Origin of the sequence: Streptomyces sp. NPDC050636 (assembly GCF_040654775.1) — a bacterium.
In the GTDB taxonomy this organism is placed as follows: Bacteria; Actinomycetota; Actinomycetes; order Streptomycetales; family Streptomycetaceae; genus Streptomyces.
In genome coordinates, this window is sequence record NZ_JBFAIP010000060.1 from 1 (window position 1) to 25,525 (window position 25,525).

21 protein-coding genes and 1 pseudogene are annotated in these 25,525 nt (G+C 66.9%); 8 read left to right on the plus strand and 14 right to left on the minus strand.

Annotation, left to right across the window (positions count from 1 at the left end; all coding sequences use genetic code 11):
- Window positions 1–70 precede the first annotated feature (70 nt).
- Window positions 71–1,696, minus strand: coding sequence for an FAD-binding protein (locus AB0I10_RS29560; protein ID WP_363155718.1), 1,626 nt, complete (start codon window positions 1,694–1,696; stop codon window positions 71–73).
- Between the two features lie 404 nt (window positions 1,697–2,100).
- On the minus strand, window positions 2,101–2,727 hold the full coding sequence (locus AB0I10_RS29565) for a DNA-3-methyladenine glycosylase I (RefSeq protein WP_363155747.1): 627 nt from the start codon (window positions 2,725–2,727) through the stop codon (window positions 2,101–2,103).
- 721 nt (window positions 2,728–3,448) lie between these two features.
- Between AB0I10_RS29565 and AB0I10_RS29570 the strand changes: the two genes are divergently transcribed.
- Complete coding sequence (locus AB0I10_RS29570; protein ID WP_363155719.1) at window positions 3,449–4,165, plus strand: hypothetical protein; 717 nt, start codon at window positions 3,449–3,451, stop codon at window positions 4,163–4,165.
- Window positions 4,166–4,437: 272 nt separating this feature from the next.
- On the opposite strand, the gene AB0I10_RS29575 is transcribed toward AB0I10_RS29570, so the two are convergent.
- Window positions 4,438–4,623, minus strand: coding sequence for a hypothetical protein (locus AB0I10_RS29575; protein ID WP_363155720.1), 186 nt, complete (start codon window positions 4,621–4,623; stop codon window positions 4,438–4,440).
- A 490-nt stretch (window positions 4,624–5,113) separates the two neighbouring features.
- Here AB0I10_RS29575 and AB0I10_RS29580 point away from each other — a divergent pair, with 490 nt between their 5' ends.
- The gene (locus AB0I10_RS29580) at window positions 5,114–6,244 is read left to right on the plus strand and encodes an MFS transporter (RefSeq protein ID WP_363155749.1); all 1,131 of its coding nucleotides are present in this window, start codon (window positions 5,114–5,116) and stop codon (window positions 6,242–6,244) included.
- A 190-nt stretch (window positions 6,245–6,434) separates the two neighbouring features.
- Here the strand turns inward: AB0I10_RS29580 and AB0I10_RS29585 are convergent, their stop codons facing one another.
- The 3 genes and pseudogenes from AB0I10_RS29585 to AB0I10_RS29595 form a co-directional block, all read right to left on the minus strand.
- Window positions 6,435–6,782, minus strand: a complete 348-nt coding sequence (locus AB0I10_RS29585) for a hypothetical protein (protein WP_363155721.1) — start codon at window positions 6,780–6,782, stop codon at window positions 6,435–6,437.
- A 239-nt stretch (window positions 6,783–7,021) separates the two neighbouring features.
- On the minus strand, window positions 7,022–7,747 hold the full coding sequence (locus tag AB0I10_RS29590) for a hypothetical protein (RefSeq protein ID WP_363155722.1): 726 nt from the start codon (window positions 7,745–7,747) through the stop codon (window positions 7,022–7,024).
- 284 nt (window positions 7,748–8,031) lie between these two features.
- Window positions 8,032–8,781 (minus strand): annotated as a pseudogene (locus tag AB0I10_RS29595) (helix-turn-helix domain-containing protein); the annotation flags it as partial.
- Window positions 8,782–9,294: 513 nt separating this feature from the next.
- On the opposite strand from AB0I10_RS29595, the gene AB0I10_RS29600 reads away from it, so the two are divergent.
- Together AB0I10_RS29600 and AB0I10_RS29605 are read left to right on the plus strand one after the other, a co-directional pair.
- Complete coding sequence (locus AB0I10_RS29600) at window positions 9,295–10,017, plus strand: haloacid dehalogenase type II (protein WP_363155723.1); 723 nt, start codon at window positions 9,295–9,297, stop codon at window positions 10,015–10,017.
- 488 nt (window positions 10,018–10,505) lie between these two features.
- On the plus strand, window positions 10,506–11,711 hold the full coding sequence (locus AB0I10_RS29605) for a cytochrome P450 (RefSeq protein WP_363155724.1): 1,206 nt from the start codon (window positions 10,506–10,508) through the stop codon (window positions 11,709–11,711).
- 48 nt (window positions 11,712–11,759) lie between these two features.
- Here AB0I10_RS29605 and AB0I10_RS29610 read toward each other — a convergent pair whose 3' ends face one another.
- The 4 genes from AB0I10_RS29610 to AB0I10_RS29625 all read right to left on the minus strand — a co-directional run bounded on the left by AB0I10_RS29610 (window position 11,760) and on the right by AB0I10_RS29625 (window position 15,388).
- The gene (locus AB0I10_RS29610; protein ID WP_363155725.1) at window positions 11,760–12,770 is read right to left on the minus strand and encodes a glycoside hydrolase family 19 protein; all 1,011 of its coding nucleotides are present in this window, start codon (window positions 12,768–12,770) and stop codon (window positions 11,760–11,762) included.
- Window positions 12,771–13,451: 681 nt separating this feature from the next.
- The gene (locus AB0I10_RS29615) at window positions 13,452–13,832 is read right to left on the minus strand and encodes a hypothetical protein (protein WP_363155726.1); all 381 of its coding nucleotides are present in this window, start codon (window positions 13,830–13,832) and stop codon (window positions 13,452–13,454) included.
- 370 nt (window positions 13,833–14,202) lie between these two features.
- Window positions 14,203–14,718: a secondary thiamine-phosphate synthase enzyme YjbQ gene (locus AB0I10_RS29620; RefSeq protein WP_363155727.1), complete on the minus strand. Its 516-nt coding sequence runs from the start codon at window positions 14,716–14,718 to the stop codon at window positions 14,203–14,205.
- A gap of 163 nt (window positions 14,719–14,881) precedes the next feature.
- Window positions 14,882–15,388 (minus strand): SMI1/KNR4 family protein, encoded by a 507-nt coding sequence (locus AB0I10_RS29625; protein ID WP_363155751.1) that lies wholly within the window; start codon window positions 15,386–15,388, stop codon window positions 14,882–14,884.
- A gap of 550 nt (window positions 15,389–15,938) precedes the next feature.
- Between AB0I10_RS29625 and AB0I10_RS29630 the strand changes: the two genes are divergently transcribed.
- From AB0I10_RS29630 to AB0I10_RS29645, 4 genes are read left to right on the plus strand one after another with little or no spacing between them, the layout of a single operon-like run.
- Entirely contained in the window at window positions 15,939–17,561 is a 1,623-nt protein-coding gene (locus AB0I10_RS29630) for a Y4yA family PLP-dependent enzyme (RefSeq protein ID WP_363155728.1), read from the plus strand.
- Entirely contained in the window at window positions 17,558–19,012 is a 1,455-nt protein-coding gene (locus AB0I10_RS29635; protein ID WP_363155729.1) for a pyridoxal-phosphate dependent enzyme, read from the plus strand. The genes AB0I10_RS29630 and AB0I10_RS29635 overlap by 4 nt, the downstream gene beginning before the upstream one ends.
- A gap of 1 nt (window position 19,013) precedes the next feature.
- Window positions 19,014–20,231 carry an aminotransferase class V-fold PLP-dependent enzyme gene (locus tag AB0I10_RS29640; RefSeq protein ID WP_363155752.1) on the plus strand — a complete coding sequence of 406 codons (1,218 nt, stop codon included), beginning with the start codon at window positions 19,014–19,016 and terminating at the stop codon, window positions 20,229–20,231.
- Window positions 20,232–20,285: 54 nt separating this feature from the next.
- Entirely contained in the window at window positions 20,286–21,041 is a 756-nt protein-coding gene (locus AB0I10_RS29645; protein WP_363155730.1) for a methyltransferase domain-containing protein, read from the plus strand.
- Window positions 21,042–21,056: 15 nt separating this feature from the next.
- Here the strand turns inward: AB0I10_RS29645 and AB0I10_RS29650 are convergent, their stop codons facing one another.
- The 4 genes from AB0I10_RS29650 to pdxA all read right to left on the minus strand — a co-directional run bounded on the left by AB0I10_RS29650 (window position 21,057) and on the right by pdxA (window position 25,525).
- On the minus strand, window positions 21,057–21,902 hold the full coding sequence (locus AB0I10_RS29650) for a YrhB domain-containing protein (protein WP_363155753.1): 846 nt from the start codon (window positions 21,900–21,902) through the stop codon (window positions 21,057–21,059).
- A 177-nt stretch (window positions 21,903–22,079) separates the two neighbouring features.
- A complete protein-coding gene (gene argF, locus AB0I10_RS29655; RefSeq protein ID WP_363155731.1) occupies window positions 22,080–23,057 on the minus strand; it encodes an ornithine carbamoyltransferase in 978 nt (325 codons plus the stop codon).
- Window positions 23,058–23,159: 102 nt separating this feature from the next.
- Window positions 23,160–24,458: an MFS transporter gene (locus AB0I10_RS29660; protein WP_363155732.1), complete on the minus strand. Its 1,299-nt coding sequence runs from the start codon at window positions 24,456–24,458 to the stop codon at window positions 23,160–23,162.
- Window positions 24,455–25,525 (minus strand): 4-hydroxythreonine-4-phosphate dehydrogenase PdxA, encoded by a 1,071-nt coding sequence (gene pdxA, locus AB0I10_RS29665; RefSeq protein WP_363155733.1) that lies wholly within the window; start codon window positions 25,523–25,525, stop codon window positions 24,455–24,457. Before pdxA ends, AB0I10_RS29660 begins: the two co-directional genes overlap by 4 nt.

Sequence of the window (25,525 nt, forward strand, 5' to 3'; positions counted from 1 at the left end):
GCAACCAGCCCCGGGCGAGACAACTCCACCGTGCAGCCCGGTCTACACAGTCCGGTGCACGCGGCCCGGTCTACGGCAAACGCACCGACTGCCGGTGGCTGAAGTGGTTGCCCGGATCCCACTTCGCCTTGACGTCCTGCAGCCGTGGATAGTTGTCCCCGAAATACAGGGTGTGCCACGGCACTCCGGACGTGTTGTGACGCGGGTCGTTGAGATCGATGTCGGCGTAGTTGACGTAGCAGCCGTCGGTGGTGTCGTCGAGGACCGGCACACCGCCCGTTTGCTTGTACACGTCCTCGTAGAAGTCCCTGAGCCACGAGATGTTCGCGTCATCGTCGGCCGGATCATTCCAGTACGTCTGGTACAGCAGCTTGAAACGTGAATCACGGTGCACGCTCGCGGTTTCCCACGGCTTTACGCTGTTCACCGCACATCCGAACGAGCTCAACTGGACCATGGCGCGCGGGTTTTCCAGATCGGTGTGAGCCAAGTGCTCATACAGTGCCGCGATCTGGACGTCCGTCATGGGGAGTTTGTTGTAGGCCGACTTGTAGTCGGCACGCAGCGTCGGGTCGACCAATGTGTTGTTGGTGGTGCCGAAGTACCGTGTGGCCTGCAACCACGGCATCCGCTGGGGCTTGTGGTACTGCGGCATCGGTTTGTGCTCACCCATTGTGTTGGTGACCGGGCCGTGCTCAATATCGACACCCTCGGTGACCGCGGCGATATAGAGCTCCAGCAGTTTCTCCGCGTTCGGAGCCGCGGCATCCATCTGGGACACCAGCCCTATCTGGCCGTTCGACCTGTGATTGAGCAGCAGCGAACTCATCAGCCCGCTGTAGGAGCTGCCCGGCATGGAGTTCTCGTCCGCCACATGCCAAGCCGCGTAATTCTGCGTGAGCCTGGTGAACGCTTCCTTGGTCATGTCGTCCCAGGACCAAGCAACGGCGCTGATCAGCACCTCGTTGGGGGGTTTGATGAGAGCCTGTTCCGGCCTGCGGCCCGTGGCCTGCGGGGAACGGAACCAGTACCGGGTAATCGCCCCGAAGTTGCCGCCGCCGGCCCCGGTGTGGGCCCACCACAATTCCCGGTTGGGGTCGGACTCCTCACGCGTGGCGATCACCGTGCGGGCCTTCCCGTGGGAATCGACCACGACGACCTCGACCGCATACAGATGATCGACGACCAGTCCGTGCTGGCGGGCGAGCATGCCCCACCCGCCACCGCTGACATGACCACCCACACCCACCGAATAGCACATGCCACCGGGGACGGTGACGCCCCACACCTTGTACAGCCGCTCGTAGACGTCGAGCAGCGTCGCGCCGGCCTCCACGGCGAACGCAGATAACCGTTCGTCGTAGTAGACCGATGTCATCTCCGACATGTCGAGCACTATCTGGGTGTCGGCATTGAAGACGAAGTCCTCATAGCAGTGCCCGCCACCACGGATCGTCAGTTTCTTGCCGCTTCGCACCGCCTCTTGCACCACGGCCACGACCTGCTGAGTGGAGTCAACCACCCGCACGGACTCGGGCCGCCCGACCCAGCGCTGATTCATACCGCGCACCAGGTCCCCGTAACGGGGGTCGGCCGCCGCGATCTTCGTCGCACAGAACTCGGCCGCGGGAGCCTTCTCGGGCCGATGCCCCTTCGGCTTCCCACCCCGTACCTGATTCTCGTGATCGTTCGTCATGGCTGTTGTCGAGCCCTTCCTCAGTGAATTGCCCCGGATCTACACGATCCCCGCGAGACGGGAATCCCTGTTCTGTCCGCAAAGCAGCAGCGGACGGGTTGGCGCGTACGCCACCAGGGCCGAAGGTGCAACCTTCGCGCGATCAATGTCATGTCGCAGACAGACAGAGCGCATAGAGGTGCGGAGAGGCGCATAAAGCGCACGGAGCGCCAAAGAATCGCCAAAGAACAGATCTCCCCCCGGATCCTGGACACCCTCGGTATAGGGCTCAATGGCCCCGTGCGAACGGGAGTCTCCGCGATAATGAATCGCAAGCCGCCGGATTTCAAGCCGGTAGCGGATATTCCCACAAACTTTCTGCAAGGCCGGCAGGACATCTCACCGAGCGGCAGACGTGGGCCGCCCTACTCGTCGTACTGTCCCGAGGACCCCCGCCGATGGCACCCGACCAGATGCGTGTCGACCATGCCAATGGCCTCCATCAGCGCATAACTCGTAGTGGGCCCGACGAACCGGAAGCCGTACGAACGCAGTTCGGTGGCCAGCACCTTCGACTCGGCGGTGCTGGTCGGCACTTCGGAGACCGTACGGGGCACCGGGGTGCGACCTGGCTTGTGGGACCAGATCAGCCGATCGAGCCCGCCGTGCTCGCGCAGCGCCAGAACGGCGCGGGCGTTGGTGCGCGCCGCCTCGATCTTCGCGCGATGACGAACGATCCCGGCATCTCCCATAAGGCGTTCGACATCACCGTCCGTGTATGCCGCTACGACGTCCGGCTGGAAATCGTCGAACGCCGTACGGAAAGCCGGGCGCTTGGCGAGAATCGTCAGCCAACTCAGCCCGGCCTGAAAGGCCTCCAGCGTGATCCGCTCGAACAACGCCTGTTCCCCGCGGACGGGCAGCCCCCATTCGGTGTCGTGATACCGCAGGTTGAGCGGATGCGAGACGGCCCACAGGCAGCGCCCCAGCCCGTCCTCACCCAGCACGGCCTCCCCCACCTTGGTCTCCCCGTCTGCCGATTCCCTCTCCATCGACTCATGCACAGCCTCCGTCGGCGCGGCGGCCGACGCGCTGGTGGACGTACTGGTCACGCGCTCACTCTCTCTTCCGGGGCTGCCCTGGCGCGGGAGCCCGTTCCTCTCAACCCTCCACTGTGCGTACTGACGGGGCATGCACACCGCGCACGGTCGGTATCCCGCCGCGACAGCGGTGCCTTCGTCGGCGAAGAAGACCCGGTGACGTACGTAATGACCGCGGGCGATGGCGCGGAGCGCGGAGGGGCAGTCGAGCCTCCCGTACAGCTTGCCTGGCCGGTATCCACCCAACGAGCCGGGTGCAGCACTCCGGTAGGGCCGGCCATCGCGCCCGATCAGCGTGTACGTCGCACCTGCCATATACGCGATATCCGCCATGCACATTCACTCGTCAACCGGCGCGGCCCAGTCGCCGCAGTCCAACCGCATACGCGGGGTCGCCCCCAGCTGGGTGGTGCTCATGTTTCTCTCCAGAGGACTGGGGCCAGACGGGGGCCACCTGGGCCGACCGCAATGCGGCCACCACCGCGGCACCGGATGCGGCACCGGATGCGGCACAGCCGAGTGTGTACGCATCGGGGCACTGAGGTCCGGCGGTATTCGGACATCGTGCTGCCTCCGTCGGCGTACAGCCCCCGGATTCCGGGTGCCTTCCTCGTCGCCGGCCGGAACAATCACGGTCTGGAACATCAGCGCGAGAGAGACAGGTGAAGACAGGATGACCGCATCAAGGGCTGCCATCGGCCGGGATGACCTGCGGCTGAAGATCGCCGTCCACCAGGTGCGGCTGGGCGCCGAGGAATTCCGGGTGATCCGCCCGGCCAAACCCCTCAAGAACGGGGCGCTTTACCAAACCCGCAACTCGTACGACATGTATGTGGACCGGACGGACGGCCGGCGCATCGGCACCCTGTGGCTGCTCGCGGCACGATCCCCACGGACGTTGATCTATCTGCCGATGCGCACCACCCCGACCGCACCCGGGATCGGCTGGGAGGACGAGAAACCGCTCGATCTCGTACTGGCACACCGGTCGATACAGTTCCGGCCGACCCGCTGGAAACGGTTGCGGGAGCGCATCACCGCGGGGAACGCTCCCCAGGAGATACGGACCGCGAGCGTGCCGGAGAGCGACCTGCCCTCCGATGAGGGGACCGAATACGCGGCCCCGGCCAACCACGAGAACGAGGACTTGCTCCGCCAGCACGTCTTCGCCGAGACGCTGTTCCTGACCGGTGGTACGGCGGCATTCCGGGAAGCGGCGCGAGAGATGTTCGCCGTGACGAAGGAGGGGCCGCCGGCCGCCGCCACCGAGTTGTACATTCCGGGCGGCTGCAACTACCACGTCTGCCGGTCCCTCTACGACTGGCCAGATGTGACCACGCACGACTGGGAACCGTTCCACGTGGAGTTCAGTCCGTCATGGACGAGGTGAACGGGACGACCCGGCGGCCCACCAAGCCATCGAGCCATCGACCTACCTAGCCACTTACCTACCGAGCTACCGGGCTTCCGCGCCATCGGACTGCACGCGGTGGCGGTGCCCGTGACTCAGGCAAGGAAGTCAATCGTCGTGCCGATACCTCGGCCCTCGGCGTCCTGATACGCGGCCCAGCCAACGACGAGGTCCTGCCAGGGCAGGCCGACGGGAGCATAGACCGTGATCTCCTCGGGGCGGGTACGTCCAGGATGATCGCGGCGAAGGATTTACGCATCGAGGCAGGCGCCGGGATCGAGTACGGCGAGCAGATCACGGCGGGCGAGTAGGCGCGTCATGTCGACCATGCTGCCGGGGGTCAGCGGTACGTTGTGGCCACGCCCAGTGCCGGTACGGCGGCTCTGGGCGACCGACGCGGGAGACTCGCCGCTCTTCGCCGCCTCCAGCGGGATCACCGGGCCGGGAGGGAACGAGCGCGCTGGCCGACAGGGCGAGTGCCGTGATCCCGGCGGCGAGGGCCCGTAAGGCTCCTAGGACTTACTGGCCCCATGAGTCTCCACGGTGACGCAGAAACGTGTCGGGTTCGTTTGCCTCGGATAGCGGCTCCGGTCAGAGCTCCCGTCAGCGATTAGATGGAGCGGGGTGGAGTGGAGCGGGGTGGAGTGGGTGGACGACCGTGACGGTTATGACGCAAAACTGCCAGACCTCGGCCGGTGATTACGGTGAACTGGTTTGCAAAACCAGCGAAATGCATATCACTGGACGGATTCCATGACCGCAAGCACAACCGCTTCCGCAACCGCCAAGGGACCTGCGGGGTCCACGGACTCCAGAGGCTCCACGGACTCGGCGGGCCGCACTGCCGCCTCAGTCTCCACCTCCGCCGACGATACTGCCGTATCAACTCAATCGCCCCTGATTGGCTGGCTCGCCGTGATCTCGGTCATGATGGGGATCTTTTCGATTGTCACCACCGAGATCCTGCCCATTGGCCTGCTGACGTCGATAGGGTCCAGCTTCCGGATCTCGGACGGAACGGCGGGTCTGATGATGACCCTGCCGGGATTCCTTGCCGCGATATCAGCTCCGGCCGTCACTCTGGCAACCGCCCGGATCGACCGCCGCCTGATGCTGTGTGCCTTGATGTTCCTGCTGGCGCTGGCGAACTTCCTTGCCGCGGCGGCACCAACCTACTGGCTTGTGCTTGTTTCCCGTGTCATGGTCGGGATCACCATCGGTGGATTCTGGTCGATCGGCGCCGGTCTGGCCACACGTCTGGTCCGGTCGGAATCGGTCGGCAGAGCAACTGCGGTGATTTTCTCGGCGGTTCCACTCGGTTCTGTGCTCGGCGTCCCCGTGGGCACGTTCATCGGCGATCGCGCCGGCTGGCGGACGGCGTTCGCTGTGATGGGAATTCTGGCATCCGGGGTGTTCCTCATGCTGCTCCTGGTGCTCCCCGCGCTGCCTGCCGTGCAGGTCACACGCCTGCGTGTGCTTCGTGACATGCTTCGGAGCATCAGTACCCGCTTTGCGCTTCTCGTGACGTTCCTCATCGTGATGGCGCACTTCGGAACGTACACGTACGTGGCCCCGTTTCTTGAGCAGGTCACCCACGTGGGTCCGGGCCTGATCACCGTGTTCCTGCTGGCATACGGAGTCGCTGGTATCGTCGGCAATTTCGTGGGAGGCGCTATGGTGGCCCGCCGTCCGCGTGCCGCTTTCGGAGTCGCCGCAGGGATGCTCGCCGGTGCAACCTTGCTGCTTCCCGTCCTCGGCCGGTGGGAATTCGGTGCGATTGCGCTACTGATCGTCTGGGGAATTGCCTACGGCGCCGTGCCTGTCTCGTCTCAGACATGGTTCTCCAGGTCAGCCCCGCACGCACCGGAGGCCGCCTCGGTGCTCTTCACCGCTTCATTTCAAGCGACGATTTCCCTTGGGGCGCTGGCCGGCGGGGTCATCGTGGACCGCGCTTCTCCATCGACGGTCATGGCGCTTGGTGGTGCGACGGCGACCCTGATGGTATTGACGGTGTGGATCCACTTCACGAAGCGCATTTCCTGGGCCGAGGACACCTGACGTCAGGTCCGATTTGCTCACCATCCCTCTCAGGTGAGTTGGCCTTTCAGGCAGGACATGGGGATCTCACGGGCGGTCATATCCATGGGCCGGTCAACTCCAGATCCGGGTGCCCACACGGGCGGGACACCAGCTCAATCAGCGGATTCCCATATTCGTACCAGCTGGAGAAGACCGACCCGCCGCCCCCTCAGCTCCCATTCACTCCCGGACTCCCGTTGATCCTCTCGATCGCCTGCCGGGCCTGTTCACCCGGGGAGCCGACAGGGAGGGCGGCTCCCGCGGTGGGCTGAAGTGCGGCGGCGGGTTGCGGCCGCTCCTGGGCGGCCGCCGGTTTCGCGTGAGCTGCGGTAGGCCGGGTACGCAGCCGGTGGCTGGCGGCCTCGTCCAAGGTGACCGGCCGCTTCAACTGGGCGGCGAGCCGACCGGCCTCCTTGCCGAGTGCGGCGACGTCCTCCCACTGCAGGCGGAGCACCACACGGATTTCGGCGTCTCCGTCCGGCAGGGCATGGATCGGTGAACTACCGGGGTCGGTCATGGGCCCCTCCTCACGTCTCGGAAGTAAGAGCTGAGCCCCCACGGGAGCGTGACGCCCCAGGCCGGGGGCGCACAATGCGTGATCACGATGAGGAATACGGGAAACTGACCGGTTCCGTTCAATCCCTGGCGTCATCGGGCCCAGTGCGACGATGCCCGCGCTCCAAGCTTCCCCACTTCCCCGCTCCCCCCGCTCCCCCCGCTCCCCCACCAGGCAATCGGCAATCGGCAACGCGGCGGCTACACAAGAGAGTTCAGGTCCTCATGGCCGATGCCCGGCGCGCTGAGCGCCAGCCAGCCGTGGCCACGCACCCGGGTGGCGGGGCCAAGGGCCGTCGGATCCACGGACAGCCGGGCGCAGGCGTAGGCGGCCCTCGCCGTGCCCTCGTTCGGCTCGGCGTGGTCGTGGTCCGGATCGAAGTACTCGTCATCGATACGAAGGTGTTCCCATGGAAGCGGCTCGCCGATCCACTCGGGATCGTCCTCGGCTGTGTAACGCCTGCGGATCCGGCCCTTCTCGGCGACCACCCAGATGTCTGTACCCTCCGCATTGTCCTCGTAGAACATCTGCGCTTCGCCGCAATGGGCACTCAGCCGCTCGACCGCACCCATCCAATCGCTCCAGTCGTAGCCGATCACGTCGACCAGGTTTCCGAAGATCAGCCGCCAGCCGTCCAATTCAGGAGTGATACAGACCGGCAGCGCACCCTCGCGCCACGGCAGCTCCTCCACATCGGTGCCTTCCCACAGCGTGATGGGGAATCGGTCGTGCAGGTCGAGCGCTTCGAAGAGCCCTTCGTACGTCGCGGCGGGCACCGCGTACCACCACCCGCGAGGGTCGAACGGAAGCAGCTGGTCGCCGCTGGTCATTATCAGCGCGCGGCGTTCCAGCAGCATCCTGTCGCGGGCGTCGAGGCGGTCGATCAATCCGACGGAGAGGAGGTCGCGGAGCCTGTTGTGGGTCATGGAGCTGTCCTATGGGCCTAAGGGATGGTTTGGGAAAGAGGAGCACGCGTGGTGTGTTGCTGAAGACCGGCGATGGTGGTGTCGGGGCGGGCATGGCGGCGGATCCCCATGCTGGCTGCGCTTTCACCGCGCGGGCGAGGCAGGGGTCCTTGGGTCTCTCTGAGGCCGTACGTCGGCTTCCCTCTCCCCCTCCCCTCTCATCACGCCACGAGCCTCATCCCTCATCACCGTCAGTTCCCTCATCACCCTCAGCTCCGTCAGGTCCCTCAGCTCCGTCAGGTCCCTCAGCCATATCCATCCCGCTGAGCCTTCACCAACGCTTCACCGGCCTCCGTACGGTAATAGAGCACGGACCGCCCGGCACGCCGGCGCCGGACCAGGCCGGCGTCGAGCAGGACCTTGAGATGACGGCCCATCGATCCCGGCACCTGGCCGGTGAGGGCCACCAGCTGTGCCGTGCTCTTCGGGGTGTCGAGGAGGACGAGGGCACCTGCCCGTGCATGGCCGAGCAGCGCTCCCAACGCCTCAGGTACCGCCGCACGTCCCGCTTCCGTCAGAGTGCCCGAGCACGGATACACCACGGCGTACCGGTGCTGGGGGCTGCCCCGGCCGGAGGCCTCAAGAGCGTCGTCCCACGAGGCCCAACTCTGGCGTGGTGTAACGGGAACGGACATCAGCCGCGTGCCTGAGAGGTCTCGCGGCGGGTGGTCGCGCGTACTGATCTGCAGTCGGCTCTCCCCGAGCCAGGACATCCCGGGTCGCATGTCGTCCAGGGCCTCGGCCCAGCCTCCTCGGCTCAACTGCGCCGTACACGCGATGACATCGGCCTCGATGATCCGTCGGCGTCGTGGCCAAGACGGGAGCACCGTTTCCGTCCACACCCACTCCATCAGGTCGGCGGTACGTTCCGGCAGATCGGGGCGCTGTAGCGGGGCGGGGAGCGGGCCGCGCAGCGACACCGTGAGATCAGCGCGGGCGATCTCAGGCGGTGTCTCACGGATGCGCACCAGCTCCTCCGCGAAGGTGACCGGGGGCGCGGCGCCGGGAGCCCGAGGCGGCAGCCGATGTTGTCACGGCCCCAGCAAAGAGCCAGCGCCGTGGATCGGCGGTGAACCGTCGTCAGTGGGCGTGGGTGCCGCCCTCGCGGGCGCCGTCGCCCAGTGCGCGTCGCCCGGGACAGCGGTGGCCGCGATGGCAGCGGTCTCCGTCGCCGTCACCCTGATCCTGGCGCCTGGGCTACGGCCGTACCCAAGACCGGCGGAACGTGCGGAACTCCGCGGACTTCCAGGAGCACGTGCAGTCGTCGCTAGGGACGAGCACCGAGGGCCTGGGTAGCTGCTGTGGACCGGACCGTGCGAATGGGCGAATTGCCGAATGGGCCGTATGGCCCCCGGCGGGATGGGGCCGCACCGCGCCCACGAGCTCCGCAGGGTTGAACTGCGGTCCGAGAGAACCGTGTTGCATGATCAAAAGCAAGTTGCGGCATGATCGGAAAGCACCAGGCCACTGGTTGCAATGACAAGCTGAGGGGTGGGTGGGTACGTCTCATGGACGTTGATGCCGCCGTATTCGATGTATTCGGGACGATGACCGACTGGCGGTCCAGCGTGACGGCCGAGCTGGCCGACATCGGCGGCCGGGCCGGGTTACGTGCCGACTGGCCCGCGATCACCGACGCCTGGCGGCACCGATACCGCCCGGTCCTGGGCAGGTTCTTGAGCGGAGAGCTGCCCTGGCAGCCGCTGGACGACATGCACCGGCTCATGCTGGACGAGGTGTTGGCCGAGCACGGGCTCAACGCCCTCGGCAAGGCCGAGCGGGACAGGCTCGTGCGGGCCTGGCACCGTCTGCGCCCCTGGCCCGACGCGTCGCCCGGATTGGAGCTGCTCCACAAGACGCCAGTGGTCACCGCGACGCTGTCCAACGGAGGAGTCGGCCTGCTGACACGCCTCACCAAACAGGCCGGGCTCCGCTTCGACTGCATCATGTCGGCCGAGCTGGCCAGGTCCTACAAGCCCGACCCTCAGGTCTATCTCACGGCCGCCAAGCTACTTGAGGTGGAGCCACGACGGCTCCTCATGGTGGCCTGCCACCCCGACGATCTCGAAGCGGCGGCCAAGGCCGGACTCCGCACCGCCTACATCCCGCGCCCGCTGGAATGGGGCCCGGACGCCGACCCCGTCGATCCTCCCGCCGAGGTCGACCTCGTCGCCAACGACGTCATCGACCTGGCCGGGGCGCTGGCGGGGACCAGGACGAATGAGGGGTGATCGAGCTTGGGCGTGCTCGAAGGCGGTGTCGCCGCCGTGACGGAGTCCGGCGAAGTAAGGCAGACGCGTCAAAGGTCACCGGTCCCCCGAACAACACGGCCGGGAGCTCGACAATCAGCAGGCTGGAGTCGAGGCCACCTGCCATGAACGCACATCGAATGGCCATAGTTCCCGGCGAAGCTGCTGTATTCCCCAGCATTGGGCTGCAAGGGCGGATGAAGCCGAGTCAATGCACAACCAGCGGAGGACGAGGCTTGGTTGGGATCATCCGCTGGGGCGATGTCGGAGCCCACGAACCTGCGTACGATGACAGGGAGTGCAGCGTCATTAGCAGAATCTCAGCTGCGGAACACTCAGTAGCCAGCAACAGTAAAATGAAGCGGCAAGTAATCAGTTGACAGTCAACAGTTACGCGAATCGTCGAGCCGGCTATCAGAATTGACGATCCCGCTACTGGAATTGATTGTCGAGAGAAGCGGGGGCGGCACATGTCGGAGATCGTCGATCTGGGGGCTTACGGAGCGGATTTTGTCGCAGACCCGTATCCCTACTACGCAAAACTGCGCGCCCAGGGACCGGTGCACCGTGCGCGGATTCCTGAAGGGATGGAGACGTGGCTGGTCGTCGGCCACGAAGCGGTTAGGGCCGCGCTGAGCGACCCTCGCCTCAACAAGGACTGGCGTGCTGCCGGATTGTTGAACGGCGATGACGGCGATTCGCCGCTGTTCAACAACATGCTGGACGCGGACCCGCCGCGCCACACCCGCCTGCGGAAGCTGGTGGCAAAGGAGTTCACCTCGCGCCGCGTCGAGGCGCTTCGCCCGCGGGTGCAGCAGATCACCGACGAGCTGCTCGACGCGATGCTCGACGCCCCTGACGGCCGTGCCGATCTCGTCGAGGCGTTCGCCTTCCCGTTGCCGATGACCGTCATCTGCGAGCTGATCGGCGTCCCCTCCGTGGAACGGGACGACTTCCGCGCCTGGTCGAACGAGATCGTCGCGCCGACCAGCCCAGAGGCGGGGCAGGAGGCGGTCCGGGCAATGGCCGAGTACCTCGTCGGCCTCATCGATGACAAGCGGGGCGCCCCATGCGACGACCTGCTCAGCGCCTTGATCCGTACCAGCGACGAGGACGGCGACCGGCTCTCCCGCGACGAACTGGTCGGCATGGCGTTCCTGCTGCTGGTCGCCGGTCACGAGACGACCGTCAGCCTGCTGGCCAACGGCGTGCGTGCCCTGCTGCAGCACCCCGCCCAACTCGCCGCCCTGCGGGCCGACCCCTCCCTCCTCGACAACGCCGTGGAGGAGATGCTGCGCTACGACGGCCCCGTGGAGACGTCCACTTGGCGCTTCACCTCGGAGCCGGTCGAGATCGGCGGCACGGTCATACCCGCCCGAGCCCCCGTACTGGTCGTCCTCGCCTCCGCCTCCCGCGACCCTGAGCGCTTCACCGTGGCCGACGACTTCGACATCACACGCGAGACACGCGGCCATGTCGCCTTCGGCCACGGCATTCACTTCTGCCTCGGCGCCCCGCTGGCCCGCCTGGAGGCGCGAATCGCCATCCGCGCCCTCCTGGACCGCTGCCCCGACCTTGCCATGGACGCGGACCCGGACGCGCTGGCCTGGCGCGCCGGGATGCTCATCCGAGGGCCGCAGCGTCTTCCGGTCCGCTGGACGGGGCGGGGCGCGTAGGCCGCCGTTGGGGACCGGCAGCCTGCCCCGCCGACGCCGAGACGCGTGTCAGCAGCTCAAGTTATCGCCAGGAGTGGTTCCCAGAATCTCCACGAAACTCTTATAGCTGTTGATCCGACTCTGCACCTGCTCGGGGTTTCCGCCGTTGCACTCAAGAGATCCGTTGATGCTGCGGATCGTCTCGCCGAAACCGGCTCCGGTGACCATCGCATTGTGCGGGGTCATCGTGCCGGGCCCCGTTTGCGTATTCCAGTACCAGAGGGCGGTCTTCCAGGCGACCGCAGCATCCTGCTCCACCAGATATGGGTTGTTGAGCAGGTCGATGCCGAGCGCGTCACCGGCCGCCTTGTAGTTGAAGTTCCAGCTGAGCTGGATCGGACCCCTGCCGTAGTACGCAGCCTGACCGGCAGGACAACCGTACGGCTGGGTGGCGTCGCAGTAGTGCGGATAGTTGCCGGTGTCCTGCTCCACCACGTGGACAAGACCGCCGGTTTCGTGACTGACATTCGCAAGGAAGGCCGCGGCCTCCTGGCGCTTGACCGTGTCGCTTCCGGTATTCGCGAATTCCGGATAGGCGCTGAGCGCGGCGGTCAGGCCACTGTACGTGTAGAACGAATTCCGGTTCGGAAACATCTGGTTGAACTGCGCTTCGCTCACGACGAATCCCTCGGCTGTCACATCGGCTCCGGCCTTGGACGCCGCCGGAGCTCCGCCGCACTGCCCTTGATCCGACCAGCGGTCGGAACGGCTGGGCGTATCACTATCGCTACCGCTACCACTACCGCTATTGCTATTGCTATTGCTATTGCCGAAGCCGTCGCCGCTGCCCTTGCCGCTGCTACTGCCGTTGCCGGTTATGCCGCTATGCGTCGGCCGTTTCGCCGACCAGTTGTGGCCGTCGTACGACACGGTCCTGCCTGCGTCGTACGCGGTCGAAGCACTCCACGGCGTAGCGCAGTCGGCTGCGGCTGAGGCAGGTACGGCCGGCACGAAGACCGCTACGCCCACGGCCATGGTGGCAGCGCCGAGCAGTGCGACTGTGCGTGATCGTGAACTCATCGGCTGGCTCCTTTGCGCGGCCGAGCAGGGGGCACTGGACGTCACGCAGGGGACGTCGGCCTCGGGCTGGAAGCGGCCACTGTGGGGGGAGTTGGAGGAGATGGCTCTGCGGTGCCGGCCTGCTGACCAGCTTGACCAGATTGACCAGTGGTCGAACCAGTTGCTCAACTAGGCGGCACAGCAAAGGCGTTACTGAGGTCTAGACCAGCATCCGGCATCAGATTATGGCGGGCCCGCCGATAAGTCCAGACCAACGCACGGGTTGGCTGGACACCCTCCGTGCCGTCAGCGCACGGTCGATACGGGGTCAGGACCATCGATGCGGGCAGGCGGGCAGGCGGGCCGGTCGCGGACAGCGGTGGGCCGATGAGGAAGAGAACACAAACCCCGCCGCCACGCCACGGCTCGTGTGTACGTAGATAAACGGCTGCGGCGGGCAACCACGAACGGCTCCGCAAGGCTTCACGCGAGACAACTTCATACGACACAACGCACGAGACAACGCACGAGACGACGCACGAGACAACGGGGAGGTCTTGATCATGCCTGGGTGATCATCTGCCAGGTCCGCTCCTGGGCTCTTCCGGATTCGCCTTACGCCTCTGGGGCGCGTGGGCGGGCGGCGCCATCCCCTGTACGGCACCGCCCCACCTACGCGCACCACCCCAAGAACCACCCGCCCTACTCGATGACCCTCGGCACCGTGTTGCGGCGCGGTACCCAGGTCTCCTCGTCCTCGACCAGAGAGTTCCGGCGGCGGTCGTCGCGGCCCGATCGGCCCGTACGAGGCTGGGCGCCCGCGCCGTACGCACCAGGGGCGCCCGGCACCCCGGCGGCGGGTCCGTTCCGGGCCGCGGCCGCACTGCCGCCGCGGCTGCGGTGCAGACCGGAACCGCCCTGGGCGACGCCCCCCGCCGCGCCGCCGGACGGACTGCCCGCCGTACCACCCGCCCGGGTCCCACCGGCGCCCCGGCCTGCTGCGGCTCCCTTGCCCGCCGCGGCGCGGGTCGTCGTCCAGCCCGACGAACCCCAGGTCAGCGAACGCGCCGAGACCGGCCTCACGCAGCTTGGCGCACAGGTGGTCGTGGGGCGCTGCGGTGATCTGCGGTTCACGTAGTTCAAGTGCCCATGGGCAGAGCCATTTTCGGCGATCCGGTGATTACCGCACCCCGGTGACCGGATCGCCTTCACCGCCTACGGAGCGCCGAATACAGGGCACCTGCGGGGCACCACCTACGGGACGCCACCTGCGCGGCATCACCTGCGGGGCTCGGGCGGCCCGGTCTCCTGGCCCCCCACATCCGGCGGCGCGGCCACCTACGCGAGCTGACCGCGCCGCCGGCTGTCGATCAGGCCGAGCCGCGGTTGCCGGATGGACGAGTGCCCTGACGCTGAATCAGCCACGCGCCCAAAGACCAATTACGAGACGGCTTCAGGCTCTGTGGACGCGTACCAGTAGCTCTCGTGTACGTGGCCCGTCGAATTCGGCCATCATGATCGCTTGCCACCGGCCCAGGTACAGCTTGCTTGCCGTGATCGGAATGTTCAGCTCGGGGTGAGTGGCGAGCAGGGCGCGAGCGTGGGAGTGACCGTTGTCGCGTTCGCTGTGAACTGCCCTCTCGGCCGGGGTGCGTTTTTTGTCATGGGCGTAGTAGTGAGTGCTGCTGTGCGGGGCGATACGTTCCAGCACAGCCTTCATGTCCGTGGCCAGGCCACACTCGTTTTCGTTGATGGTCAGACCGCATGTGGTGTGTCCGCAGTACACGTGCAGCGTGCCCTCGGTGACTCCCGACTCGGCGACCAGCCGCCGGAGTTCGTCGGTCAGGTCGATGGAGTCTTCGGGAGTGTCGATGGTGACGGAGAACCGTACCGACACGGCGATGGAGCTTCCTGCCGGAAGAACGTCGTGTGAGACGACGCGTATCCGAGTGTCCGAGATGGTCGCCATAGCGCCTCCATAACGGTGTGCTTCAGGGGTGGAAAGCCCCAGCCCCGCCGTGAACGGTGACAGGCGCTCACGGCAGGGGCAACGGCCATCTCGGCCAATCTGCTACGCGAAACGAACCCATTGCACGACGTGTCTACTGTCCGGCCATCCAACCTGGTGGTTTTCACGCCGAGTCCAGTTGGCGGAATTCGTGGACGGGGAGCGGGAAGAAGGACGAGAGGATATCGGAGTGCAGCTCACCGGTGAGGACGGATACCAGGAATTCCGTACAGGTAATGGGAAAGTGTTTCCAGCGATCGCCACGGGCTTCGTTCACCATGACGGTCCATTGATCTGAGTTCTCTCCCGGGCGAACGAGCCAGTACAGGCACTCTCCATTGTCGGTGGTTGCCCAGGGGATGACCCGGGTTCCATTCTCTGCCAGCTCAGTTGGCTTCCTCTCGAATTCCCAGAGGTCTTCGAGTGCCTCGGCTTGCTGTTCGTACCACTCGATGAGGTCATAGTGTTCATTGCGGCAGCCGGGCTCCAAGAGGTTGAGGTAGTCGTCCCAGTTGCTCCCTCCGTATGCCTGGATGAGCTCTTTGTAGTCCGACGGCAGCTCTACGCCAAGTGCCTGTTCCACGGACTCCCAGTCCTTCTTCCGAGGGGCCGAAGGGCGCGGTGGGACCAGTTACGTGAGGCGTCCGAGGGAGGAACTCACTGGAATGTCCTTGCTGTCGCTGGTGCTTCGTCTGGTTTGGGCTGCTGCCGGTTGAGCGCTGGCACCAACATGGTGGCCCCGACATGGACAGGCGACGTGGCCGACTCGGCCCATGCAGCCCATCCGACCCATCCAACCCATCCAACCCATCAGCCCATGCAGCCACTGTCGTCGATGAGTTCGCTGGGCGTACCGACGAGGACGTTACGGTCGTGAAGAGACCACCCCGTCAGTAGCGAAACAGGTCACCCCAGGGCCACCAGCCTCGGCCGCCAGTGCCGGCGCCATCCACGCCGGTGCCGTCCACACCAGCGCCGTCCAGACCAGCGCCGTCCACACCGGTGCCATCCCCGCCGGCACCACCCAACCGCAACTACAGCGCGACTCCATCCCAACTGCACCGCCGACAGGGCACGTTCGCCCTCAAACCTCCCGGGCATGAACACCCCTCATGTTGGATACACGTTATTGGGGCCCGCGCCGACAGTGGTCCGCAACTTCACAGGGAGGAACACGTGGGATGGACGGTGCCCCCCTATACCTGGAACCGCACCTTGAACCGCCGCTGGCATCCTTGCTGGAGTCGGCCGCGTTCCTTCACACGCTCGTCGACGCGCTCGGTTCACCCCTCAATGTCGTACTGCCCGAGCAGATCGCGCAGAACGTCGAGCGGTTCCGCGCCGCCTACCGTCGCCACAACCTGGCCGGCCAGGTGTTCTTCGCGCACAAGGCGAACCGTTCCAGCGCCCTGGTACGGCGGCTCGCCGCGACCGACGCCGGCATCGACGTAGCATCGCTCGCCGAACTGCAGCACGCCCTGGGCGCCGGATTCACCCCGGACCGCATCCTGGCGACCGGGCCCAAGAACCCGGAGTTCCGGTGGCTGGCCGCCCGCTCCGGGGTCACCGTCAGTGTGGACGGCCCCACGGAGCTGGACGAACTCGACGCCCTCGTACGCCGGCACAGCCTGGCCCGTGTCCGGGCCCTGCTGCGGCTGTCGGAGTTCGAGGCGCCCGGTGCCAAAGTGCTGTCCCGGCAGACCCACTTCGGGACCTCCGTCAGGTCGCTGGACCGGCTGTTGGACGTGGTGGAGCGCCACCAGGAAACTGTCCAGCCGATCGGCGTTGCCTACCACCTCGACACCACCAGCCTCGACGAGAAGGCAATCGCGCTCGAAGGCTGTCTGCTGGCCATGGACGCGCTGCGGAACCGGGGATTCCAGCCGCGCGTCATCGACGTCGGCGGCGGCTTCGGCGTCAACTACCTCGCCCACGCCGCCCAGTGGGAGCGCTATACCACTGAACTGACCAATTCGGTCCTGGGCAAACGCCCGCCCATGACCTGGTCCGGGCACGGCTACGGCCTCCGCGCCGAGGGCGGTACTCTCCGGGGCACCCTGAGCCTCTACCCGGCCCATCGTCCGGTAGCCGGCGCCGCCTACCTCGACGAGCTGCTGTCGCTCCCCGCCCCGACCTTGGGCCGTCCACTGGGCACCCTGCTCCTGGAGAACCTCTACGACCTGCACACCGAGCCCGGCCGGTCGCTGGCCGACCAGTGCGGGCTCTCCCTGGCGCGAGTGCTGGAGGTACGCCGTACGGCCACCGGTGACTGCCTGGTGCGCCTCGGGATGAAGGCGAGCGATGCCAGCTTGGAGGAACACGGCGTCCTCATGGACCCGGTCCTCCTCCCCCGCCCGGGTGCCGCCGCCGGCGTGGAAGGCGGCGGAGAACGCAGAGAACGCAGAGGACGAGAAGCAGGCGGAGAAAGGGGAGCAGGCGGAGAAGAGGGAGCAGGTGGAGAAGGCGGCGAACGAAGCGATGCAGGCGGAGGAGCCGCAAACCCGCAAGGAACCCAAGACGCGGGCACACCGGCAAGCCCAGTGGCCGTACACCTGACCGGCAACCTATGCCTGGAGGCCGACCTGATCACACGCAGAACGGTCTACCTGCCACGACTGCCGCAGCCGGGTGACCTCCTCGCCTTCGCCAACACCGCGGGCTACTGCATGGACTTCAGCGCCACTCATGCTCAGCAGCAGCCCGTCGCGCGCAAGGTCGCCGTCCACCGGGACGGCGGCTCCTGGCGATGGTGCCTCGACGAGCAGTACTGGCCGATCACACGTCCTGGGGGGCAGCAGATATGAGATACGACAGCATCACCGAAGCCATCGGCGGCACCCCACTGGTCCGTATCGACCCGGCCGTGCACGGCCTGCGCCATATCGACCTCTACGCGAAGCTGGAGATGCTCAACCCCTTCGGCTCGGTGAAGGACCGGGCCGCCTGGAATATGGCGCGGCCCGGCCTGACCGACGCCAGGGAACGCGGCGCGACGGTCGTGGAGCTGTCCAGCGGGAACACCGCCAAGGCGCTGGTCGTCATCGCGGGCATGCACGGGTTGTCGTTCAAGAGCGTGACGAATCGGATGCGGGTTCCGGAAATCAAGGACTTGCTCCTGCTGCTGGGCGCGGAGATCGAGGAGTTGCCCGGCCAGACCGAATGCCTCGACCCGACCAACACCGAGGATCCGCTGACGCTCTTCCACCAGAAGCTGTCCGAGCCCGGCAGCGCCAACCTCCATACGGATCAGTACTTCAACGCACTCAACACCGAGGCGCACGAAGCCGGCACCGGCCCGGAGATAGTGGCCGATCTGGACGGCCGGTCCCCGGACTGGTTCATCGCCTGCGTGGGCACCGCCGGCTCGTCGACCGGGGTGGCCAGGGTGCTGCGGGAGAACGATCCGACGGTGCGGGTCGTCGGGCTGGTCGGGGAGAAGTCGGACTTCATCCCGGGGATCCGCAATATCGACGAGGTCAACCAAGTGGGCCTCTTCGACCCCGCCACATACGACTCCATCGAAACGGTCAGCGCCGAGGATGCACTCGACGGAATGCTGACGCTGGTCCGCCGCTGCGGCATACTCTCCGGGCCCACCGGCGGAGCCGCGTATTTCGGGGCCGTACGCCAACTCCGCACGGTCGACGCGGAACTGGACGCGGAACTGAACGCGGTGGCGGACACGGAACTGGACGCGGTGCCGGACGCGGTGCCGGACACCAAACAGAACGTTCAACCTGGCTCTGCACCGCCCCAAGGAGTCGACACCAGCCCCGGCACCGCACCACCAGCGCCCCGCAGGACCGCCGTGTTCATCGTCTGCGACCGGGTGGAGAGCTATCTCAGCTATGTCCGGCAACGTCGGCCGGAGCTGCTGGGCCGACCTCCCGTGAAGAATTCCGTGGCCACGCTCACCGAAGCCGAGCTCCAAGCGGCCACGGTCATCGACACCGCCGACGCGCAGAAGTGGATCGCGGCGGAACGGCCGCTGGTGGTCGACCTGCGCGGCCCGTTCGCGTACGCCGCGCTCCACATCGAGGGAGCCGTCAATATCGTTGACGAGCTGTTCGACGAGCTCATACGCGCCGGCCTGCCCTTCAGCAAGCGGCAGCCGGTGCTGCTGGCGTGTCCGGTCGGTGAGAAGTCCGCCCAGTACGCCGCGCTGCTGACCCGTATGGGCCATCCCGATGTGCGCAGCCTGGCCGGCGGCATCATCGCCTGGCGCGACGCGGGCGCACCTCTGGTGCGTGACTGACATGACCGGTGCGCGTGACGTGACGGACATGGACTGTCCTCTGGACGACTTGGCATCGTGGCAGCGCCCGCTGCGTGCGCAGTTCCCGATCATCGGCGACCATCCGGAACTGGCCTATCTGGACAGCGCGGCCACCACACAGAAGCCGCAGGCCGTCCTGGATGCCATGCAGAGCTATCTCACCACCACCAACGCCAACGCGGGCCGGGGCACATATCCCTGGGCCAACGCCACAACGGCGCTGGTGGAGCGGACCCGCGAGCGGGTCAAGGAGTTCCTGGGCGACCCGGCCCCGGACCGCTCGTCCGTACACTTCACCGCCGGCACCACCGACGGGCTGCGCACCGTCGCGCGCGACTGGCTGACCGCCTTCCTTACCGACGGCGACGAGATCGTGGTCCCGTACGCGGACCACCAGGCGAATCTCTCCCCGTGGCTGGAGGCGCGTGAGCTGCTCGCCCGCCAAGGAGTCGGCATCCGGGTCCGGGAGCTGCCGTACCAGGAGACGTCCGGCGACTACGACCCGGCGGCGCTCGCCGGGCTGGTCGGCCCGCGCACCCGCTTCGTCGCGGCCACTCATGTGCACCATGTCTACGGAAACGACATGAACGTGCACCGCATACGGCAGGTGGTCGGTCCGGAGGTGCCGATCTGCCTGGACGCCGCCCAGAGCGTCGGCCATATGCCGGTGTCCGTCGCCGACCTCGACGTGGATTTTGTGGTCTTCTCCGGTCACAAGGCGCTGGCGCTGCCGGGCACCGGCGCGATCTGGGCCCGGGGGACGCGCGGACCGCGGTTCCGGCCGGGCGGATGGAGCGGCACACCGAACACCGTCGGCATCGCCGGCCTGGCGGCGGCTCTCGACTGGCTGGAAACGGCGGGCCCGGACCGGATCGCACGATGGACCTCCGCCCTGACGTCCCGGCTCACCGACGGTCTGCAACGGCTGGCCGCCTACGACGTCCTGGGCTGCCAACTGAGCCTGGCCGCCGAGTCCCCGACACAGCGGCGCACGAGCATCGTCACCTTCCGGCATCACGAGATCAGCTCGGGCGACCTCGGCTTCATCCTGTTCAGTGACGGCTTCATGGTACGGAGCGACAGCCACTGCCAGGCCGGTACATCCGACACGGAAGGGTCTGTCAGGGTCAGCCTGCACGTCCACAACACCCCTGAGGAGATAGACGCGTTGCTCGCCACGCTCTCCAATCTGCAATGATTTCCAATAGCAGATAGGTGTGGACGGACAAGAGGGCGAAGGCGGCACGACCGGATGGGCTTGAGCATGGCGACGGCCGCGCGATGGGTGGAGCGCTGGGAATGTCAGCAGCAGCGGTATGCGATCGACCGCCAGGAGAGATGCACGGTGATCGCGGATGTGGTCGAGCATATGACGGCTGGTCACCCGCGGCCCCTGGTCGTCGACGTCGGCTGCGGCCCCGGGGCGCTGGCGGCCCTGCTCGCCGACCGTCTGCCGGAGGCGGAGATCCTGGCCGTCGACGCCGACCCACTCCTCCTGGAACTGGGCCGGACCCACTACGGCTCCGCCATCCACTACGTCGAAACGGTGATCGGCGAGCCCGACTGGCTCAGGGCCCTCGCCCTGCACCGCCCTCTGGACGCGGCCGTCTCGACCACGGCGCTGCACTATCTCTGCGAGCACACGCTGCGCCGGGTCTACCGACAGCTCGCCGCCCTGCTGCGCCCCGGAGGCGTCCTGGTCAATGGCGACCACCTGTGCCAGGACGCCGCGATGATCTCCGAGATCGCCGCTGTCGTCGGACGTCGTCGGGCCGAGCGACAGCGGGCGTTCGCGCACGAGGACTGGGACTCCTGGTGGTCGGCAGCCGCCGCCGACCAGGAACTGGCCGACCTCCTCGCCGAACGCCGCAGCCGCCGGCTCCCGAGCAGCAAGGAAAACGATCTGACGCTCTCCGAACACGTCGCCCTGCTGCAGGAGGCGGGGTTCGCGCACGTCGGGCCGGTTTGGCAGTTCGGGAACAGCCAGGTGTTGGTTGCTGTGCGGTAGCGCCCGAACGCCTTTTCAGCGGGACAAGGACTCCTCGTCGTCAGTCGGCGGTTGGACGGCTACACCGAACACAGTCCGATGCCCGCTGCCCGCTGCCCAGTCCAATTCGTCGCCTAGAAACGGCTGATCAGAAACTCGGTTCAGCGCGGAACGTCTTCCGGACAGCGCCCCGACCGGGCCGGACAGCGCCATGCTGTCGGCGCGCCACCGCCCCGGCCGCGGCGGCCGGCTACTACCTGAATCGTGGTTGCCGGGTCCGGGGCCGGGGCCGAGGCCGGGGCCGGAGACGGGGCCGGAGACGGGGCCGGAGACGGTGACGATTGGCAGGTCGAAACGGCGCTCGACCGGTGCTGTGGTCAGCCTGACCAGCTCCGCCGACGGTGCCTCGCCGCGTTCCACGGCAGCGACGTATATACGGGCCTGACGCAGGCTCAAGAGTGGGAAAAGCTTTCGAAGTTGCTGCATAGCTGAAACCCTGCCGCTCGCCATCAGGACTTCCGACACCACTTCCGGAAGCGGAACGGGTGCGCCTGGCAGAGGAAGCCCCTTGACCCGGTGGCGATAGACATCTGGCCATTCGTCCCTGATGAAGGTGGTAACGGGGATCATGTGTACGCTGCCGTCCTCGCCATCCACGAGGTAGGGCCCCACGCCGATGTACATATCCCGGTCGTCCCGGCTGGCGACCCATTTCCTGGACTGGCAGAACACAAGCCAGCCCAGCGCATGCCGCTCCACCCGCCAGATGACCATGGCGAGTCCGTCGTCTTCGGTGTCCTGAGGTTCAGCCCACTCTCGCACCAGCACCTGATCAACAAGTTCGACGGCACGCTGCATGGGGATCGGCATAGAGATCGGCATGGGGGTCACAGGTTAATGATGCGCGCTTCGACGCGAGCGGAAAATCCGATTTCGGTTGCGGTAACTGCCGGCCGCGTCGGGGTGAGTGACGAGTCGCGCAATCAGTCGCCCAAACAGTCGCCCAAAAATAGTCGCTCGAATAGTCGCCCAGACTCTTCCCAGGTGCTTCGGTTTCGCTCAGATCTGGTTTCCCGTGATGAGGGTGTACAGCACGGCTTGAGCGGTGGGCAGCCGGTTCTCGGCCTGGGTCCAAACGAGCGAGTTCGGGCCGTCGAGCACTTCTGAGGTGATCTCTTCTCCGCGTACCGCCGGCAGGCAGTGCAGGACCATCGTGTCGGGCTGGGCATGAGCGAGCAGTCCGCGGTCCACCCGGTAGCGGGCGAAGTGCTCTGCCCGCTCAGCCCGTTCGTGCGGCCTGTCCATGGGCACCCACACCTCGGCGTAGACCACCTGAGCCGTACGGACCGCGTCCACTGGGTCGGCGGACACGGTGACGGATCCGCCGGTGCGTTCCATCGTCTTCCGGGCCACGGCGAGGGCGTCTTCGTCGACGGTGTGGCCACGTGGGGAGGCGACGATCAGGTGCATGCCGACGAGCGCACAGGCTTCCAGGAAGGAGAGGCAGGTGTTGCTCCGGCCCTCTCCGATGAAGGCCACGGTGAGCCCGGCCAGGCTGCCGAAGTGCTGGGACAGAGTGAGCAGATCGGCAAGGGACTGGCAGGGGTGGTGGGTGTTGGAGAGAGCGTTGATGACGGGCACCGACGCGGCGGCGGCCAGTTCCTCGACCACTGTGTGCTCGAAGGTGCGCAGCGTGATGGCGTCCAGGTAGGAGGAGAGCACCCGCCCGGTGTCGGCCCAGGTCTCGCCGTGGCCCAGCTGCATCTCGTCCTTGTTGAGCGTGATGGCCGCCATGCCGAGGCGGTGGGCCGCCGTGGCGAGCGAGACGCGCGTACGGGTCGAGGGCTTTTCGAAGACGCAGCCGAGGACGGCTCCGTTGAGGCTGTGCTGCCACCCGAGTGGTTCGTGCTTCATCTGCGCCGCCAGCTCCAGGAGTTGGGTGAGGCGCGCCGGATCGAGGTCGCTGACACGTAACAGGTTCTGCGGGACCTTGCCGTGGCCGGACGGAATCGCAGGGGGATGGATCCGGGTGGTCATCTGGCCTCCAGGAGGTCGGACTTCATCGTCACGATCAGCGTCGACATCACCTTTTCTACGGCACCCCTGCCCACCGAGGTAGGTGGCCGTGGCCCGGCCCCCTCACACCCGCTCCGCCACCGCAGCCGTACGCCGCGTGCCCCGCTCCCTCGGCCGTAGTCCGATCGTCACCAGCGCTACGGCCACCGCAAGGAAGGCGGCGAGGACGGCGAAGCCCGTCACGCTCGAACCGGTCGTGTCGGTCAGCCAGCCGACGAGGTACGGACCGGCGAAACCGCCGAGGTTTCCCAGGGCGTTGATCAGGCCCATCGCCACCGCCACCACCTCGAAGCGCAGCAGCTGGCCGGGGATCGCCCAGAACGGGCCGTACGGTGCGTAGACCGCCGCGGCCGTCACGCACAGCAGCACCATCCGGGGGAAGGCGCCGTCCACGGCCTGTCCCAGCAGCAGTGCCGCGATGCCCACGACGAGGGGCACCGCCACCGCCTGGCGCCGCTTTCCCGTGCGGTCGGACCAGGCTGCGTTGGCGATCATCGCGGCCAGTGCGATGGTGAACGGGATCGCGGTGAGCAGTCCGACCTCGGTGGACGATCCATTGTGGGTCAGCTCTTTGATCACCGAGGGCAGCCACAGGCTGAACCCGTAGAAGCCGGTGATCCAGAAGAAGTAGACGCCGATGAGGACGAGTACGGACCGCTGCTTGACCGCGTCGAGGTACGACCCGCCGCCCGCCGCCGGCTTGGCGGCCTCGTCGCCGGCGATCGACCGTTCCAGATGGTCGGCCTCGGCGCGGGAGATCCATCGGGCCTGCCCGGGGCGGTCGGCGACCGCGAACCACCAGACCACCGCCCACAGGAGTGGCGGAATGCCCTGGAGCACCAGTACCCAGCGCCAGCTCGCGTGGTCGAGCATCCAGCCGGACAGTGGCGCCATGAGGATCGAGGAGAGCGGCAGGCAGGTCATCCACAGCGCGTTGGCGCGGGCCCGCTCGCGCAGCGGGAACCATGAGGCGAGCAGGATCAGCACGGCCGGCCACACACCGCCCTCGAAGAAGCCCAACACAAGGCGCGCAATGTAGAACTGCGTCTTGCTCTGCACGAGTCCGGACAGCATCGCGGCCAGTCCCCACGCGATCATGAGGAGGACAACGGTCTTGCGGGCACTCCAGCGCTGGGCGAGGACCGCCGCCGGGATCTGCAGGAAGACGTAGCCGACGAAGAAGATGCCGCCGACCATTCCCTTGTCGGCGTTGGAGAGGGCCAAGTCGCCGTGCATGTAGGGGAGGATTACGGAGACGTTGTTGCGATCGAGGTATGCCAGCATGTACATGATCGCGGCGACGGGAATGACGTACATCCAGCGCTTGGCCGGAACTGCCTGGGGCATCGCGTCCGTCGTCATGCGGCCGCCGTCCCGTAGGCGGTCCGGATCCGGTCCGTGAAGCGGCTGAAATGGGCGGCGGCGCGGAAGGCCGCGGCCATGGTGCCGTGCGAGGCGCGGCCGGTTCCCGCGATGTCGAACGCGGTGCCGTGATCGACGGAGGTGCGCAGAATCGGCAGACCGACGGTGACGGACACAGTGCCGTCGAAGTCGACCGTCTTGGCGGGGATATGGCCCTGGTCGTGGAAGTGGGAGAGCACTCCGTCGAAGCGGCCTTCGAGGCCCTGGTGGAAGACGGAGTCGGCGGGGATCGGTCCGACGACGCCGAGCCCCTGCGCGGCCGCCTTCTCGACGGCCGGGCGCAGCACGGTGATCTCCTCGTCCCCGAAGTGCCCGCCCTCGCCGCCGTGCGGGTTGATCGCGGCCACGGCGAGGCGGGGTTCGTCGTGCCCGAAGACGCGTAGTGCGGTGACCGCATGACGGATGCTCGCCGCGACCCGTTCCTCGGTGATCTGGTCGAGTGCTTTGCGGAGCGACAGATGGCGGGTGGTGAAGAAGATCTTGAGACCGCGGACGACGAACATGGTGTCGAAGTGCGCGGCACCGGTGAGTTCACCAAGCATCTCGGTGTGGCCGAGGTGCCGCGAACCGGCTGTCCAGATGGCCTCCTTGTTGATGGGCGAGGTGACGACCCCGTCGACCTCGCCAGCCAGCGCGGCGCGGGTCGCGGCCTCGATGGCGGCCACGGCGGACCGGCCGGCCACCGCGTTGACCTTGCCCCACTGCAGGTCGGCGGGGGCGATGCCGAGGTCGAGTACGTCGATGGTGCCGGGCTCGTGGCGGGCCTCGGCGGGTGAGGCGACCGCGTTCACCCGGACGTCCAGGCCGCAGATGTCGACGGCGCGGCGCAGTACCGCGGCGTCGCCGACGGCGAGGCCGCGGCCGAGCGCGGCGATGGCCGGGTCGGCGAGCGTACGGGCGGTGATCTCGGGGCCGATCCCGACGGGGTCGCCCAGGGTCACGGCGAGGGTGGGGAGTTCATGGGGGCTTGTGGGGGGTGTGGCGGCTGTGGGAGTCGTCGGTGTCAT